This window comes from Conyzicola nivalis (assembly GCF_040548875.1).
GTDB lineage: Bacteria > Actinomycetota > Actinomycetes > Actinomycetales > Microbacteriaceae > Conyzicola > Conyzicola nivalis_A.
Map to the genome: position 1 here is coordinate 1700860 of NZ_JBEPSJ010000001.1, position 15232 is coordinate 1716091.

At 67.2% G+C, this 15232-nt stretch carries 19 protein-coding genes; 11 read left to right on the forward strand and 8 right to left on the reverse strand.

Features of this window, described 5'->3' with window-relative positions; genetic code table 11:
- Positions 1–135 precede the first annotated feature (135 nt).
- The 6 genes from ABIE21_RS08315 to ABIE21_RS08340 form a co-directional block, all read right to left on the reverse strand.
- Complete coding sequence (locus tag ABIE21_RS08315; protein WP_354024303.1) at positions 136–888, reverse strand: hypothetical protein; 753 nt, start codon at positions 886–888, stop codon at positions 136–138.
- Positions 885–2519, reverse strand: coding sequence for a serine/threonine-protein kinase (locus ABIE21_RS08320; RefSeq protein ID WP_354024304.1), 1635 nt, complete (start codon positions 2517–2519; stop codon positions 885–887). The genes ABIE21_RS08315 and ABIE21_RS08320 overlap by 4 nt, the downstream gene beginning before the upstream one ends.
- Positions 2519–3715 (reverse strand): FHA domain-containing protein, encoded by a 1197-nt coding sequence (locus ABIE21_RS08325; protein ID WP_354024305.1) that lies wholly within the window; start codon positions 3713–3715, stop codon positions 2519–2521. The genes ABIE21_RS08320 and ABIE21_RS08325 overlap by 1 nt, the downstream gene beginning before the upstream one ends.
- A gap of 5 nt (positions 3716–3720) precedes the next feature.
- Complete coding sequence (locus ABIE21_RS08330) at positions 3721–4617, reverse strand: PP2C family protein-serine/threonine phosphatase (protein ID WP_354024306.1); 897 nt, start codon at positions 4615–4617, stop codon at positions 3721–3723.
- A 146-nt stretch (positions 4618–4763) separates the two neighbouring features.
- A complete protein-coding gene (locus ABIE21_RS08335; protein ID WP_354024307.1) occupies positions 4764–5408 on the reverse strand; it encodes a GPP34 family phosphoprotein in 645 nt (214 codons plus the stop codon).
- Positions 5398–6429 (reverse strand): TerC family protein, encoded by a 1032-nt coding sequence (locus tag ABIE21_RS08340; protein WP_354024308.1) that lies wholly within the window; start codon positions 6427–6429, stop codon positions 5398–5400. The genes ABIE21_RS08335 and ABIE21_RS08340 overlap by 11 nt, the downstream gene beginning before the upstream one ends.
- A gap of 200 nt (positions 6430–6629) precedes the next feature.
- On the opposite strand from ABIE21_RS08340, the gene ABIE21_RS08345 reads away from it, so the two are divergent.
- From ABIE21_RS08345 to ABIE21_RS08365, 5 genes are all read left to right on the forward strand, one after another.
- Positions 6630–7304, forward strand: a complete 675-nt coding sequence (locus tag ABIE21_RS08345; RefSeq protein WP_354024309.1) for a TIGR00645 family protein — start codon at positions 6630–6632, stop codon at positions 7302–7304.
- Between the two features lie 178 nt (positions 7305–7482).
- Positions 7483–7890: a DUF7882 family protein gene (locus tag ABIE21_RS08350; RefSeq protein ID WP_354024310.1), complete on the forward strand. Its 408-nt coding sequence runs from the start codon at positions 7483–7485 to the stop codon at positions 7888–7890.
- Positions 7891–7964: 74 nt separating this feature from the next.
- Positions 7965–8324: a hypothetical protein gene (locus ABIE21_RS08355; RefSeq protein WP_354024311.1), complete on the forward strand. Its 360-nt coding sequence runs from the start codon at positions 7965–7967 to the stop codon at positions 8322–8324.
- Between the two features lie 137 nt (positions 8325–8461).
- Positions 8462–8779 (forward strand): hypothetical protein, encoded by a 318-nt coding sequence (locus tag ABIE21_RS08360; protein ID WP_354024312.1) that lies wholly within the window; start codon positions 8462–8464, stop codon positions 8777–8779.
- 101 nt (positions 8780–8880) lie between these two features.
- Entirely contained in the window at positions 8881–9138 is a 258-nt protein-coding gene (locus ABIE21_RS08365) for a GlsB/YeaQ/YmgE family stress response membrane protein (protein WP_354024313.1), read from the forward strand.
- Between the two features lie 63 nt (positions 9139–9201).
- Here ABIE21_RS08365 and ABIE21_RS08370 read toward each other — a convergent pair whose 3' ends face one another.
- Positions 9202–9822, reverse strand: coding sequence for a TetR family transcriptional regulator (locus ABIE21_RS08370; protein ID WP_354024314.1), 621 nt, complete (start codon positions 9820–9822; stop codon positions 9202–9204).
- A 117-nt stretch (positions 9823–9939) separates the two neighbouring features.
- On the opposite strand from ABIE21_RS08370, the gene ABIE21_RS08375 reads away from it, so the two are divergent.
- The 4 genes from ABIE21_RS08375 to ABIE21_RS08390 all read left to right on the forward strand — a co-directional run bounded on the left by ABIE21_RS08375 (position 9940) and on the right by ABIE21_RS08390 (position 12882).
- Entirely contained in the window at positions 9940–10644 is a 705-nt protein-coding gene (locus ABIE21_RS08375; protein ID WP_354024315.1) for a type 1 glutamine amidotransferase domain-containing protein, read from the forward strand.
- A 7-nt stretch (positions 10645–10651) separates the two neighbouring features.
- The gene (locus ABIE21_RS08380; protein ID WP_354024316.1) at positions 10652–11662 is read left to right on the forward strand and encodes an NADP-dependent oxidoreductase; all 1011 of its coding nucleotides are present in this window, start codon (positions 10652–10654) and stop codon (positions 11660–11662) included.
- 63 nt (positions 11663–11725) lie between these two features.
- Positions 11726–12367 carry a DNA alkylation repair protein gene (locus ABIE21_RS08385; protein WP_354024317.1) on the forward strand — a complete coding sequence of 214 codons (642 nt, stop codon included), beginning with the start codon at positions 11726–11728 and terminating at the stop codon, positions 12365–12367.
- 89 nt (positions 12368–12456) lie between these two features.
- Positions 12457–12882: an Hsp20/alpha crystallin family protein gene (locus ABIE21_RS08390; protein WP_354024318.1), complete on the forward strand. Its 426-nt coding sequence runs from the start codon at positions 12457–12459 to the stop codon at positions 12880–12882.
- A gap of 80 nt (positions 12883–12962) precedes the next feature.
- Here ABIE21_RS08390 and ABIE21_RS08395 read toward each other — a convergent pair whose 3' ends face one another.
- Positions 12963–13574 (reverse strand): TetR/AcrR family transcriptional regulator, encoded by a 612-nt coding sequence (locus tag ABIE21_RS08395; protein ID WP_354024319.1) that lies wholly within the window; start codon positions 13572–13574, stop codon positions 12963–12965.
- 496 nt (positions 13575–14070) lie between these two features.
- Between ABIE21_RS08395 and ABIE21_RS08400 the strand changes: the two genes are divergently transcribed.
- Positions 14071–14778, forward strand: a complete 708-nt coding sequence (locus tag ABIE21_RS08400) for an SDR family NAD(P)-dependent oxidoreductase (RefSeq protein WP_354024320.1) — start codon at positions 14071–14073, stop codon at positions 14776–14778.
- 28 nt (positions 14779–14806) lie between these two features.
- Positions 14807–15229, forward strand: coding sequence for a YybH family protein (locus ABIE21_RS08405; RefSeq protein WP_354024321.1), 423 nt, complete (start codon positions 14807–14809; stop codon positions 15227–15229).
- Positions 15230–15232 lie beyond the last annotated feature (3 nt).

The window sequence follows — 15232 nt, forward strand, 5'->3', positions numbered from 1 at the left end:
CGGCTGCGATGCGTCGGAGATGGGGAAGCCCGGATGCAACGCCGCGATCGTCAGCGGGATGCCGCCGACGAGAGCGATGACCAACGCGGTCGCGGTCGCCCTATGACGCCGCGTCCACCCGCGGACGGCCTTCAACTAGGCGGTTCCCGGCGTGGGCAGGTCGTCGGTGGCGGCCGACTTCTGTGCCTCGCGCTGCTCGGTGTCGTTGCGGTCGAGCAGGTAGAGGTCGTCCTGGCTCACGAGCCGCGTGGCGACGGCGTACTCGACCAGACGGAGGCGGCGGTTCGTCGCCAGGTTGCCCTTGCCGCCGCGCAGCCCCTGCACGCCGATCTTGTCGAGCTTGTCGCAGACGTTGTCGAGCTTGCGGTTGAACGTCGTCATCGACCAGTGCAGCCGCTCTGCCGCGTCGGCCGAGGTGGGGATCTCTCCCCTGCCCGGCGACGACTGCCGCAGCACGTTCTCGGCGAGTGCGACGATCAGCAGCCGCTGGGTGCTCGTCAACGGCACCGGTTCGATGGTGGTCGAACCGCCGCTGCCGGCGACGGCGGCCGAGGTGTCGAAGTAGTCGTCGGCCGAGTGGATGGTGAACTCGTAGGTCGTCGACCCCGCGCTGAAGAGAACCTGCATCTGCGAGAACACGATCGGGAGCTTCGCCCCGGGGGCAAGCCAGGCCTGAACCTGGCCGGTCGCATCCGTCACCGTCGCCGACAGGAGATTGCCCACGTTCGCCAGCCACCACAGGCCGAAGTCCTCGTAGATGCGCAGGAACCGGCGGTGCAGGTAGGGGTTGTCGTCGATGACGAGGTCGCTCTCACGACCGATGTGGAAGTCGCTCGGGTGTTCGACGTCGTACCACTCGCCGCAGAACTCGATCTTGAGGGGGTTCATGAGGGGAAGCACTCCTCAAGGGGATCGGCCGAGGTCTTCGCGCCGCGCTTCACGCGCACCTCGAGACAGACCTGCGTTCCGAGCACGTAGTTGTCGATCACGACTGTGTCGCCCGCCAGTGCCCGAGCCTGCTCGTTCGGGCGGTCGTAGCGCTGCCAGATGAATTCGTCGCCGTCTACGGGGTCGGGGTTGACGAAGGTCACGCTGAGCGTTCCCTCGACGGGCACGACGTTGCCGACCGTGGGCGTCGGTATCGACGATGCGACAACCGCCGCCTCGCCGCCCGGGGTGTTCGTGGTGGCTGCGTCGGGGCCGGACGGCACTCCGCCGAAGACGATCCCGGCCACGATCGCGCCGGCGATCGCGACTCCGGCGGCGATGCCGCCCCACAGCACCCAGCGGTTGGTGCGCGATACCGGCGCCTCGTCGGCTGCGGCGGGCGCCTCGGCCGGCTCGACGGCGGGAGCGGGCGTCTGCCGACGACGCACGATCGTCTCCTCGGGGAGCGCGGTCGCGGGCTGGGCGTCGACCCGCTGTGCACCGCGAGCGATCGTGACGTCGTCGTTCGGCGCCGGCGTCGGCGGTGGCGCCGGTGCACGCGGGGCCGCGACGGCCGGCTGCGCGTCGATCGTCGCGACGGTGCGCGCACGCGTGGCGTCGTCGTCGTCGGTCTCGGCGGAGCGCAGCGGCGCCTCGATGAGCAGGTTGGGCACGTCGATCGCGGTCGGCGTGTAGCCGAGCTCGAGCTCGACGCGCTGCAGCGCGCGGGCGAAGTCGACGGCGGTGGCGAACCTGTCGTTGCGGTCGCTCGCCATGCCCTTCTGCAGGACGGCGGTGAGCGAGCGGGGAATGTCGTCGCGCGCCATCGGGGTGATCGCGCCGCGTTCGATGCGGCCGATCAGGTCGAGGGTCCCGTTGGAGCGACCACGCACCTCGAACGGCGTCTGGCCGGCGAGGATCGTGTAGATGGTGGCGGCGAGGGAGAACACGTCGCTGCGCACGTCGGGTTGCGGGTCGTCTTCGAACATCTCGGGCGGAGACCACGGCACTGACATGCCGATCGACGCGCTCTCGGTGCCTCCCGTGCCGGTGTCGGCGAGGGCGCTCGCGAGAGTGCCGGTGTGCACGGGCAGCAGGTCGTCGTCGAGCGCGCTGGAGATTCCGAAGTCGGTGAGGGCCGGCCAGCCGTAGTCGTTGCCGAGCACGTTGGCCGGTTTGATGTCGCGGTGCAGGATTCCCGCGGCGTGCGCGGTCGCGACGGCGCTGGAGAGCCGGACACCGGTGCGCAGTGCGTCGGCGACCTGGAACGTCTCCTGCTTGTAGCGCTCGGCGAGGCTCGGGCCGGAGCAGTACTCCATCACGAAGTAGGGCCGGTCGTCGCTCGCCACGTCTGCGTGATAGATCGTGACGATATACGGATGCGCCGACAGCTGTGCCATCAGGTTGGCCTCGGCGACGAACGCCGCGCGGTTCGCGCCGACGAGCTCCTCGGTGAGCAGCACCTTCACCGCGACGCGGCGCTTCGGCAGCTGCTGCTGGTAGAGGAATACGTCGGAGAAGCCGCCGGAGCCGAGCGGTCGTACGAATGTGTAGCCGGGAAGCTCGGGAGGCTGGGAGGCCGGTCGTCGCATCAGTCCTCGTCCACGGTCAGAGTCACTCCGCCGCCAAGGTCGACGACAGTTCCGACAATAACGGAGGTCGGCTCACCCGCGCGCAACTTCTGCGCCTCTTTGCCCGGCATCGCGATGGTCGTGCCGTTGCGCGAGTGCAGGTCGGTCACCACGACGGTGTCGCCTTCGAGCACAAAACGCACGTGGGTACGTGAGATGTCCTGGTCGGCCCCGCCCACGGTGATGAGCCGGGGCATCTTGTCACCCGAGACCTGGCTCACGCTCGGCGAGCGTCCAACGAGGATCGGCTGGGTGAGCGGCTCGCGCGCGCCGTTGGACAGCACGAGCGTCACCGTCTGGGCGGCGGGCTGCACGGGGGCGGCCTGCGTCTTCGGCCGGCGGCGGCCGCGCAGCTTCGCGATGTCGGAGGTGAGCACCGTGTGGCCGTCGTGGTCACCGACGGGATCGACGGATGCCTCGGCCGTGGGCGCTTCCTCGGACCCGTCGCGCACCGCCGCGTCGGCCACGGAGCGGTACATCGTGTCACCGAAGGCGTAGTCGTAGCCCTCGGCAGACGTCTCGAGGCTGTCGATGCCCTCGGAGGGCGCGTCGCTCACGGTCGCCTCGATGTCGATCTCGGCGGTGGTCGGCGTGGCGACGGGCGCTTCGGGCTCGGCGACCGGGGTGGGCTCGGCGACCGGGGCTGCTGTCGCATCGACGGGCTCGGCGACCGGGGTGGGCTCAGCGACCGGGGTGGGCTCGGCGAACGGGGTGGGCTCGGCGACCGCGACTGTGAGGCTCGAGATCCAGGCGGCTCCCGACACGAGCGGCAGCGCGGGCGTCTCGGCGGCGAGCGCCCCATCCACGGTCACGACGGCGGAGGTCACTTCGTCGAGCAGCCGCTCGATCCACGTCGAGACTCCTGTGCCGCTGAGCGACTCGTCTGCCGCCCCGGTGAGCGCGACGGTGACATCTCCGCGCACGATGACACGCAGCGAGCCGGATACTGCCGACCAGTCGAGCAGAGCGAACGGCGGCGTGGCCGAAAGCCCCTTGCCGGTGAGCAGGTCGAGCGAACGCTGCAGCGCGTCGTCAGCGCGGAGCGCCGACCAGACCGCTTCGACGAACGCGTCGTCGACTGACGCGCCGACGACCAGCACGCGCGACTCCGTCGAGAAGGCGATCCAACCGCGGCTGCTCGCTGGGGTGAAATGCACGGGGGTCATCCTCTCGGCCTCGTCTCTTCGAGGTTGTAAGCCATGGCGTCGCGATCGACGGTGTCGTCGATCGATCCGTTTGCCGCGGTGGCGGGGCCGACCAGGTCGGACTCGACCACCACGACGGTGACGTTGTCGGAACCGCCCGCCGCGATGGCCGCGTTCGCGAGCCGCTCGGCGAGGGTCAGTGGCAGCGCGTCGCTGTCGCGCAGCTGCTCGGAGTGGTGGAACACGATGATGCGGGCGATCTCGTCGTCGCTGAGCTCTTTCGTGAGTCCGTCTGAGCAGAGCAGGAAGGTCTGGTGCCCCTTCGCCGGCAGCAGCCAGACGTCGGGGTCGACCTCGGTGTCGGCGCCGAGAGCGCGTGTGACCACGTTGCGGTCGGGGTGGCGCTCGGCCTCACGCTTGGTGATGTGACCGAGGTCGACGAGCTCCTGCACGGCCGAGTGGTCGACGCTCATCTGGGCGAGCGTGCGGCCGTCCCAGCTGTAGATGCGGGAGTCTCCGACGTTGAAGGCCATCCAGTGGTAGTTGTCGTCTCCGCCGACGTCGACGAAGGCCATGCCGGCGAGGGTGGTGCCGCTGATCGCGCCGCCCGGCCCCTCGTCGGCCGTGAGCTCGAGCACGGCCTCGTTGGCGAGCCGCACGGTGTCGAGGATCCGCTGGGCGCTGGCCGGGGCATCCGTCTCGAACGCGGTGGAGAACGCGCCGATCGCGGCCTGACTGGCGCGATCGCCGAAGGCGTGACCGCCCATCCCGTCTGCGACGACGAACAGGGGCACGGAGGCGAGGTAGCTGTCTTCGTTGAGCTTGCGCACCGCGCCGCGGTCGGAGTGGGCCGAGTGGCGGAACAGCGCCGACACGTGCGGCAGTGACAATTCGTGTCGTACGTCGAGAGACATCCCACCCGGCTTTCATAGGCGTAATCAGAAACCGCGAATTCCGCGGGCGGTGAGCGACCTGCACCCACGGTACCAAGCCGCGAGACCGTCAGACGATCACGGGCATGGGTAGTACTGCCCATGAGGCGCGTCGCCGCGCGCGGGAGCTAGGGCGCGACGGACTCGGCGAGCAGTCGTGCGATCACTTTCGCGCGTTCGCCTCCGCGCGACACGCGCTCGGTGGTGACGGTGAGGCGGGCAACGGTCGAGTCCTTCTCCGAGCGGTCGCGAACCAGGTACACGTTTCTCCAGACCTTCGCGGCGAAGAGGATCACGGCGACGAGGAGCGCCTGCTCGTCGGAGTCGGCTCCGAGCCATGCGGCGTCGATCGCGGCGCGACGCTCGCGCAGCACCTCGGCGCCCAGCGGGGTGAGCGGCTCGAGCGGTTTGCGCTCGTCGACCACCAGCCCGCGGGCCTGGAGAGCGGCGACGACCAGCGCCGACGACCCCAGATTGGAGAGTCCCCAGGTGATGCTGCGGTCTTTCGACTGGCGCCAGAGCAGAGCGCGGGCCTCGTCGAGGGCCGCGTCGTCGATCGGCTGCTCGGTTGCGACGACCGCCTCGCGCACGGTGCGGGTGCGCTCCACCGCGACCCGTCCCTTCGCGATGAGGTCGACGAGCTTCGCGGCGGACAACGCCTGCACCTCGGAGCCGTTGACCTTGCCGTTGCGCAGCAGCTCGCCCGTGACGGGGTCGTAGTGCAGAACGAGGTACAGCTCCTCGGCGAGCGAGAGCCGGGTACTAGTGGGCATCCGGGCGGTCGCTCGGCTCGACGACCTTCTCGTCCTGAGGTGCCTTGCGCTCGTCGGAACGGATCTTGAGCAGGCTCGCGATCGTGGCGACGGCCATCGCCGAGACGATGACGATGAGCGACGTCCAGGTGTCGATCTCGGGGGCCCAGGTGACATGCTCGCCGCCGTTGATGAACGGCAGCTCGTTCTCGTGCAGGGCGTGGAAGAAGAGCTTGACGCCGATGAACGCGAGGATGAACGCGATGCCGTACTTGAGGTAGACGAGGCGGTCGATGAGGTCGCCGAGGAGGAAGTACAGCTGGCGCAGACCCATCAGCGCGAAGATGTTCGCCGCGAACACGATGAACGGGCTCTGCGTGATACCGAAGATCGCGGGGATGGAGTCCAGCGCGAAGACGATGTCGGTCGTGCCGATGGCGATGAACACGATGAGGATGGGCGTGAAGATCTTCTTGCCGTCGACGACGGTGCGGATCTTGGCGCCGTCGTAGTCGTCGGTGATCGAGATGCGCTTGCGCAGGAAGCCGATGATCTTGTTCTCGGTCTCCTCCTCGTCGTCGTGGTTGGTGAAGGCCTGGTTGAACGCCGTGTAGACGAGGAACAGGCCGAACAGGTAGAACACCGCGCTGAACTGCTCGATGACCACGGCGCCGAGCATGATGAAGATCCCGCGGAAGATGAGGGCCAGGATGATGCCCACCATGAGCACTTCCTGCTGGTACTTCCTAGGCACCGAGAACCGGGCCATGATGATCACGAACACGAACAGGTTGTCGATTGACAGGCTGTACTCGGTGAGCCACCCCGCGAGGAACTGGCCGGCGGGCTCCGCGCCTCCGACGAAGAACATGATCACGGCGAAGACGAGCGCCAGGGCGACGTAGAAGCTCACCCACAGCGCCGATTCCTTGGTCGTCGGGATGTGCGGCCGACGGTACGCCAGCACGAGGTCGGCGATGATGATCGCGATGAGAACCGCGTACGAGGTGATCTCGAATGCGAGAGGCAGTTCGACGTCCATTGAGGAGTCCGTTTCGAAAGGTTTTTGGGCAGGAGGATTCTCGAAAGTCTCTCCCCCGCCTTCTCGACTCGAGAAAACGCCGCTGCGACCGGAGCCGCGGCGGTGGGGCTCGTGTTGACGATCACAGCGAACCGGGATACTCCCCTTCGCAGGCTCCAACGATACAGGACGCTCAGGTTCGTCCCCATACAATCGCCTACGTGAGCGAGATACCGACCAGCCCCCGTGAATACCGTCAACAATCAGCCTGGGTCTCGGGAGTCGGATATCTGATCTTCTTCAGCCGCTGGTTGCAGGCTCCCCTCTATCTGGGCCTCATCGTGGCGCAGATCGTCTACGTCGTGGTCTTCATGGTCGAGCTCTGGCATCTGGCCGAGTCTGTGTTCAGCGGATTCTTCAACGGCGAGGGCCTGCACATCGAGGAGGCCGAGATCATGCTCTCCGTCCTCGGCCTCATCGACGTGGTGATGATCGCCAACCTGCTGATCATGGTGATCATCGGCGGCTACGAGACCTTCGTGTCGAAGATAAAGATCGAGGGCCACCCCGACCAGCCCGAGTGGCTCTCGCACGTGAACGCCAACGTGCTCAAGGTGAAGCTCGCCATGGCCATCATCGGCATCTCGTCGATTCACCTGCTGAAGACGTTCATCGAGGTCGGCGACCTCGGCGCCCCGACGAGCGAGGGCGACAGCGTCACCGGCGAGGTCTACACCTGGGACGGTGTTCTCTGGCAGGTAGTCATCCACATGGTCTTCATCGTCTCGGCGATAGCCCTCGCCTGGATCGACAAGATCTCCCACGCGCACCCCGCCATGACCACCGCGCTCGCGGCTCACCAGGCCGAGAAGGAGAAAGAGGCGGTCAGCGCGTGAGACGAGGATGACCGGATGATCCGGCCCGACGTTCGCCGTAACTGAACGCCGTTCGCCAACAATGTCGACCGAATGCCGCTGCGCACCGTATTGTTGGCAGAGTTGACCTGCGACCCGGGTCACACACTGCGCCCGACCGGTCGCACAGTGGTCAACCGCCAGCAAGATGGAGAACCCTGTGGGCACGCTGTCCTACGACACCAACTTCAAAGCCGACTTCGACGACCGCGTGCTCGCGCACCTGCAGATCGTCATCGGCGCCAAGCTGCGCCGCGGCGAGTCCTTCCACTTCAGCTGGAAGAACGAGCAGTCGGTGGGCCACGGCCGCACGACCGTCTGGCTGCACCCCACCGTGCCGCTCGTCTACTCCTACCTCGGCAGCCGCCCGCCGGCGATCAACCGCCAATGGGTCGAGGCCCTCATGACCTCCGCTAACAGTGTCGCGGGTCTGCAGATCGTTCCCGAGCCGGCCGACGTGCCGGTGGCGGAGCCCGCTGCTCCCCTCGGTGAGCCCGCCGGCCTACTCACGGGTGCCGCACTTCCCGCCGCGGCTTCAGAGAAGCCCGCGGTTCGCGCGGCCCGATAGCCGCCGCCTGTACCTCACCCCCGGGTGGCTGGCAAGGCATTGCCGATGCGTATGCCGAAACGCACTCTTGGTGGATGAAACAGATCACGTACGCAGGAACTTCTTTCGTCACGGGAACTGACATAGCCGACTCGCTTCTGCAGCTCGTCGCCGCTCTGGGAGGCAGCGCCGCGACAGCGGCCGTCCGGGTACCGGCGCTCGGCGTCGACAACACCGTCACGACGATCGATCTGGTGATCGGCCCGTCGAGCGAGATGATCGCTAGCGAGGTCCAGGTGGACACCGACGAGTTGATCGACGCCATCGCGGTGGTCGACTTGGACAATCAGACGCATCTTCTCGACCGCCCTCGGGCGGCGGCACCGACCTCGACCGACTTCCTCACGTCTGGGTGGAACGAGCCCGCTCTCGACGATCTGGACGACGCCCTTTGAGCTGGGTCGAACTCGCCGGGCGCGTTAACTGATCGGTGCGTAAAAAGCAATAGCGGCGCCGACATTGTCGAGGATTCGTTTCCCGAGAGATTGCTGGATAGCGTTTCTACTCGTTCGAATGACGAGGGGGGAAGCACATGACTACGACGATGAAGCGCGAAGCCGCAGCCGTTGCCGACCCCACGTCCTGGAGCTCCCCCGACGAGAACCTCTGGGTCGCCTCGAACCTCGGTGAATTCGCCGGTATGGTCGAGTTCCGCGACGGTCACTTCGTCGCCGGCGACCGCACGGGCAAGGAGCTCGGCGCTTTCAGCAGCATCCCTGCCGCACGCTCGGCCGTCGATGTGAGCATCAGCACGTCGGGCTCGCGCGTCGTCGAACTCACACCACGGATCATCCGCCCGGCCGGCATCGCCCGGGCACTGCGCGCCCGCACGGGCGGCGACGCGGCCTGATCCCTCCTCGCCCGGCAGCCGTTCGCGGCCGCCGACGCGATCCAACGCTTCACCGTGCCGGAAACTCCGGCACATTCCACAACACAGAAAGTTGATACCCCATGGGCTTCTTCGGTTTCCTCCTCCTCGGCCTCATCGCCGGCGCCATCGCCAAGGCCATCCTCCCGGGTCGCCAGGGCGGCGGATGGATCGCCACTCTCGTACTCGGCGTCATCGGCGCGCTGCTCGGCGGCTTCCTCGGAAGCGCGATCTTCGGCGTCGACCTGAACGAGTTCTTCTCGATCTCGACCTGGCTGCTCGCGATCGGCGGCTCGATCATCGTGCTGCTGATCTACGGCCTGATCACGCGCAAGCGCTAGTCAGCACCAACGACGAAGGGCCCGCCCGAGCATCGCTCGGGCGGGCCCTTCGTCGTCCCGGCGTCAGCGCGGCAGGATCAGCCGTCGCGCCGCCTCCTCGACCGCGTGACGGCGGTCCGCCCGGAGTTCCGCGGCGCTCTCCGGGGTGAGCTCCGAGGCGGCGGCGACGATGTGCACCTCCACGGGTGCCATCAGCCACGACGTCGCGGTGCTGAGGATCAGGGCGAGCAGGCTCGCCGGGTTCCACGACGCGTCCGCGAGGCCGAGCCGTTGCGCCTCCTCGATCACCGCCAGCTTGTGGCGGTAGCCGTCGAGCCTGTCGTCGGAGACCTCCTCGAGCCCCCGGGAGTCGTGCACCCACGCCCAGATCGCTACGCGCTGCGAGCGTGGATGCTCGACGAAGTGGTCGTGCAGCCGCAGCGTGTAGTCGACGAGGTCGGTCGTGATCGGAACGGCGCGCGCCAGTTCGTCGAGACCGCGGCGCATGACCTGGTCGAAGAGGGCGTCCTTGTCGCCGAACCAGGCGTAGATGCGTTCCTTGCTCGCGTGGGCCGCCTCGGCGATGCGGTTGATTCGCGCGCCGGCGACGCCGTGTTCGGTGAACTCCTCGGATGCCGCGGCGAGCACCCGGTCCCGCGTGTCGCGGCCGCGCTCCTGCTCGCGGCGCCGGCCGGGCTCGTTCATGCGTGTTCCCTTCGAATCGAACTGATTGGTTTGACTTCAGAGTAGCCCGCTCGTAAAATCAAACCAAACGGTTCGCTTACCGGCGAGCGTCGAGAACGATAAGAGGGAGACCCCCGAATGACTTCTGTACTCATGGTGTTGTCCGCCGCAGATCACTGGACCCTGAACGATGGATCGTCGCACCCCACCGGCGTCTGGGCCGAGGAGCTCGTCGAGCCGCACCGCCAGTTCCGCGATGCCGGATTCGAGATCACCCTCGCGACGCCGGGAGCGGTGCCGCCGACCTTCGACCCGAACAGCCTGAGCGCCGCCGGCGCCGGCGGCGACGACAAGGTCGGCGAGCTGACCGACTACCTCGCCTCGATCTCTTCGGCACTCGCTGCCCCCGTCGCCCTCTCCGCAGTGACTGCGGCCGACTTCGACGTGGTCTTCTACCCCGGCGGCCACGGCCCGATGGAGGACCTCGCCGTCGACGCCGAGTCCGGAAAGATCATGGCCGACGCCCTCGCCTCCGGCAATCCGCTCGCCGTGCTCTGCCACGCACCGGCCGCCCTGCTCGCGGCTGTCGACACCGACGGAATGTGGCCCTTCGCCGGCTACCGGATGACAGGGTTCTCCAACGAGGAGGAGCGCCTGAGCGGTCTCGCCGAGAAGGCGCCGTGGCTCGTGGAAGACCGTCTCGTCGAGCTCGGCGCCGACTACTCGAGCGGAGACGCCTTCCAGCCGCACAGCGTGATCGACCGCAACCTCTACACCGGGCAGAACCCCGCGTCGTCGGGCGAACTCGCAACGGCCGTCATCGCCGCTGCCGCCGGAAAGTAGGCGCCGAATGCCGACAGTCACCAGCATCCAGTTCGATCTCGTCGCCCGCCCCCACGGCGAGCCGACCACCGACGACGTCGTGCGCGTCGAGAGGACGCTTCCCGAGCTCGCCGACGGCGAGGTGCGCGTCGAGAACGAGTTCCTCTCGGTTGACCCCTACATGCGCGGCCGCATGAACGACGTGCGCTCGTACATCCCGCCGTTCGCGCTGGGCGAGGCGCTGACCGGCGCCGCCGTCGGGCACGTCGTCGAGTCACGCTCCCCCGACTTCGCCGTGGGCGACACCGTGCAGCACCAGCTCGGCTGGCGCGACGTCGCCCAGGGCCCCTCCGCCGCCTTCCGCGCGGCGCCCCGCCTGCCCGGGCTCCCCCTGTCGGTGCACCTCGGCGCGTTGGGCATCTCGGGCATCACCGCCTGGGTCGGCCTCACCGTGATCGCGAAGCTGCGTAAGGGCGACACCGTCTTCGTCTCCGGCGCCGCGGGCGGAGTCGGCAGCATGGTGGGCCAGATCGCCCGCCTCAAGGGCGCCTCCCGGGTGGTCGGCAGCGCGGGCTCGGCCGAGAAGGTCGAGCTGCTCACGGGCAAGTACCGCTTCGACGCCGCATTCAACTACAAGGACGGCGACGTTCGAGGCCAGCTCCACGCAGCCGCGTCCGACGGCATCGACGTCTACTTCGACAATGTCGGGGGCGAGCACCTCGAGGCCGCGCTCGACGCGTTCAACGACGGCGGACGCGCAGCCCTCTGCGGAGCCATCGCCGACTACAACGCGACCGACGGCGGTTCGGGCATCAGGTTCACGTCGAACATCGTTACGCGCGGCCTCACCCTTCAGGGGTTCACAATGACGAACTACGGCCAGTACGCGCCGCAGTTCGCGGCCGACATGCAGCGTTGGCTCGCCGATGGCTCCATCGTCTTCGACGAGACCGTCGTGACGGGCATCGACAACACCTTCGACGCGTTCACCGGCATGATGCGCGGCGACAATGTCGGAAAGATGATCGTCGCGATCTAGGCGGGGTTCGCTGGGCGCCGCCGACCCGCTGCGTGAGGAGTCCGCATCGGAGAGAATGAACGGATGACGGACGCCGCCGAGTTCGTGGATGCGGCTCTTCAGCGCGAGAGCTCGTACGAGCGCGCGATCGCAGACGCGCACCGCCTCGGCGGCGGGCTCCGGTACTACGGGGCTTCCGTCGGGGCAGTGCGTGGTGCGGTCCGCGACGCCTCCCGCCGGTACCGCGGTCTGGGCCACGACGGCGTGACCGCGCTGAGCTCTGAGCTCTGGTCGGAGCCGGTATTCGAGCGGCGACTCGCGGCCGTGGTCCTGCTGCAGTCGAACGTCGCCCTGCTCGACAACTCCGATCTGACCCGTATCGAGGGATTCATCCGCTCGGCCCGGCTGCGCGCCCTCGTCGACCCGCTCGCGGTCGACGTGGTCGGGCCCATGATCGACTCCCTCGCGGGGCGGGCTCGTCTGCGTGCGGATGCGGCACTCGACCGCTGGGCCGGCGACGACCCGTCTCTGCGGCGGGCCGCCGTGCTCTCGCCCCTGCGGTCGCTCCGCTCCGGAGGCGGCGACTGGGACGACTTCGTGCGTCGTTGCGCACTCGCCTCGTCGGGGGACCCCGACGACGAAGTGGTGAGCGCGATCGGGCAGGTGGCGGCCGAGCTGTCGACGGTCAGGCCCGAGCTGCGTTTCCCAGCGAATTTTAAGCTCTAGAACTTGCGATTCTCGCGGCGCATTTTTACCATATTTCTCGTAGTTGAGTCGAGGTGACTCAACTTAGAAGAGAGAAAGGGAAACGTGAAATGCCTATGTCGTTCGATCCGTTCAACAGCCTGGACCGACTGACCGAGGATCTCATCAATTTCCGGCCCGGTGCACGTTTTATGCCCGTCGATCTCTACCTCGACGGCGACCACTACGTGCTCAATGCCGATCTGCCGGGCATCGACCCCGGCTCGGTCGACGTCGACGTCGACGGCCAGCTCCTGACGATTCGCGCGCAGCGCACCGCCGCCACCCAGGAGAACTCGAAGTGGCTCACCAACGAACGGCCCAGCGGCACGTTCCTGCGCCAGTTCAGCCTCGGACGCGGCGTCGAGCCCGACCAGATCTCGGCGAGCTACAACAACGGCGTGCTGAGCGTCATCGTGCCGGTGAGCGAGAAGGCGAAGCCGCGCAAGATCGAGATCGCGCGCAGCGACTCCGAGCAGAAGTCGCTGAACGTCTGACGATGCTCGACGGTTAGCGTCGCGGTCGACGCGAACGGGCTGGTTCCGGTCAACACCGAGACCAGCCCGTTCGTCGTGCTTCAGGCTATTGTCGCCGGCACGTGCGCGCTCAGAAGAAGGAGAGCGTTCGGCCACAGCCGGTTCACCTGTTCGGGGTCGTCGAGAAGCTTCGCGAAGAGCACCGTGCCCTCGAGCTGGGCGATGATGGCGCGAGCGGCACCGGCCGCACTCTGCGGCGCCGACTCGTCTGCATCGATGGACTCCTGCACCACTGACTCGACCATCGTCGCCTGCTCGTCGAATACCCTCTGCAACTCCACCTTTATCACGGGGTCGTGCGCACTCAGCTCCAGGGCGAGGTTGCCGAAGAGACAGCCGGTCACTGCGCCGAGATCGCGTTGCGCCACGCGTTGCGTCTCGGTCGTCTCGTCGAAGAGCCGGTGCAGGCGCTCGAGCGGTGTTCCCTCGCCACCCAACGCGGCGGCCCACTGCGCCTTCTGCGTCACCCAGTGCCGAGCGATGACGGCGAGCGCGAAGGCCTGTTTCGATTCGAAGAAGTAGTAGAAGCTTCCCTTGGGCACCCCCGCCGCGGTGCAGATATCGGCGACGGAGATCGAACTGTAGGCGCCCCGCCCCAAGAGCGCGGTTCCTGCGGACAGAATGCGCTCTCGAGCGTCAGAGGGTCGACCCATGAGGCGATTATACGGCCGGTCGACTATGCGGGGTCGGTCGCGTTCCTAGTCAACGACGAGTCGCAGGACTAAGCTTTTTCCGTCACAATGTGCCCGGCCGCCGTAGCCGCCGACGCCCGCTCCGCCGGGTGCCGCCCTGACGGTCGAACAGGTGAATCCGGCCGCTCTCGCTCTGCACCCGCCGCCAGCCGTTGCTCGTGAAATGGCCGCAACTCGCTACCAGTGCCTTTTCGACGACCTTAGGACGAGCGCACCATGTCTGGTCACGGAACACGGCCACGACTTATCGGCCGGCTCACCCCGAAAGGCCCGCCGGCATCTCGGCGTCGCAAATGGCCGTCGCTATGCCTCGGATCGAGCTTCCTCCGTGTGATCGGGCGACTGCCGGCATCAAACCTGCAGTCGCGCAAGATTTCTTTACGGGGAATAGCAATCGCGGGCTCGCCGTTGATCCATCCATCGGTAGTTGACCGTTCACCTAGTAAAGGAAGACACAATGGATATTCAGAAAGTCGCAGTGATAACGGGAGCTTCGCAGGGCATCGGAGCGGGTGTGGTAGAGGCCTACAGAAGCCTCGGATACGCCGTCATCGCCAACTCGCGCACCATCGTCGCCTCAGACGACGACCTCGTGATCGCAGTGCCCGGCGACATCTCCGACCCCGCTGTCGCGGACCGGGTCATCGAGACAGCCGTAGAACGCTTCGGACGCGTCGACACGCTCGTCAACAACGCCGGCATCTTCATTGCGAAGCCCTTCCTCGACTACACGAGCGACGATTTCGACCAGGCGCTGGCGGTGAACCTCGGTGGCTTCTTCCATGTGACACAGAACGCGGTCGCTCGGATGTCCGCACAGCGCACCGGTCATGTCGTCAACATCACGACCAGCCTCGTCGAGTACGCGAACTCCAGTGTTCCGTCGGCACTCGCTTCGCTGACCAAGGGAGGTACCGCCGCGGTCGTCAAGTCGCTCGCGATCGAATTCGCCTCGCGGGGAGTACGGTTCAACGCCGTCTCGCCCGGCATCATCAAGACGCCGTTGCACGCAGAAGAGAGCCACGAGACCTACGCCGCCCTGCATCCTATGGGCCGCATGGGGACCATCGACGACGTCGTCCACGGCGTGATCTATCTCGAGCAGGCACCCTTCGTCACCGGCGAATTCCTCCACGTCGACGGCGGACAGAGTGCTGGCAACTAGCCGGCGGGCCGACGAGGAGCAGCCGAACATGACCACAATCGACAACCGCGAAGACGACCTCATCGCCGCCGGGGTGCTGACCGCCTGGGCGGACGGCATCCGGGTCCACGAGCCCGAACGCGTGGCGTCCCTGTTCGCCGACGACGCGATCTTCCAGGGCTTCGATCCCGAGCACACCGTGGGTCGCGCCGGCGTCGCCGCCTACTACGCGAAACAGCCCGCGGGCCTCATCGCGGCCTTCACCGTCGTCGAACGCCGGCGCCCCTCAGCAGACACTCGGGTCGCCTACGCCCGTGTCGACTTCACGCTGCCAGACGGCCGCGTCATCCCGGTCCATCTCACGATCGTCCTCCAATTCACACCCGAAGGCTGGCTCATCAGCCACTATCACGTCTCGAAAATCGAGCCCACAACCGGAGCCGGCACCCCCGCCGATTCCGACCGCAACTGAAAG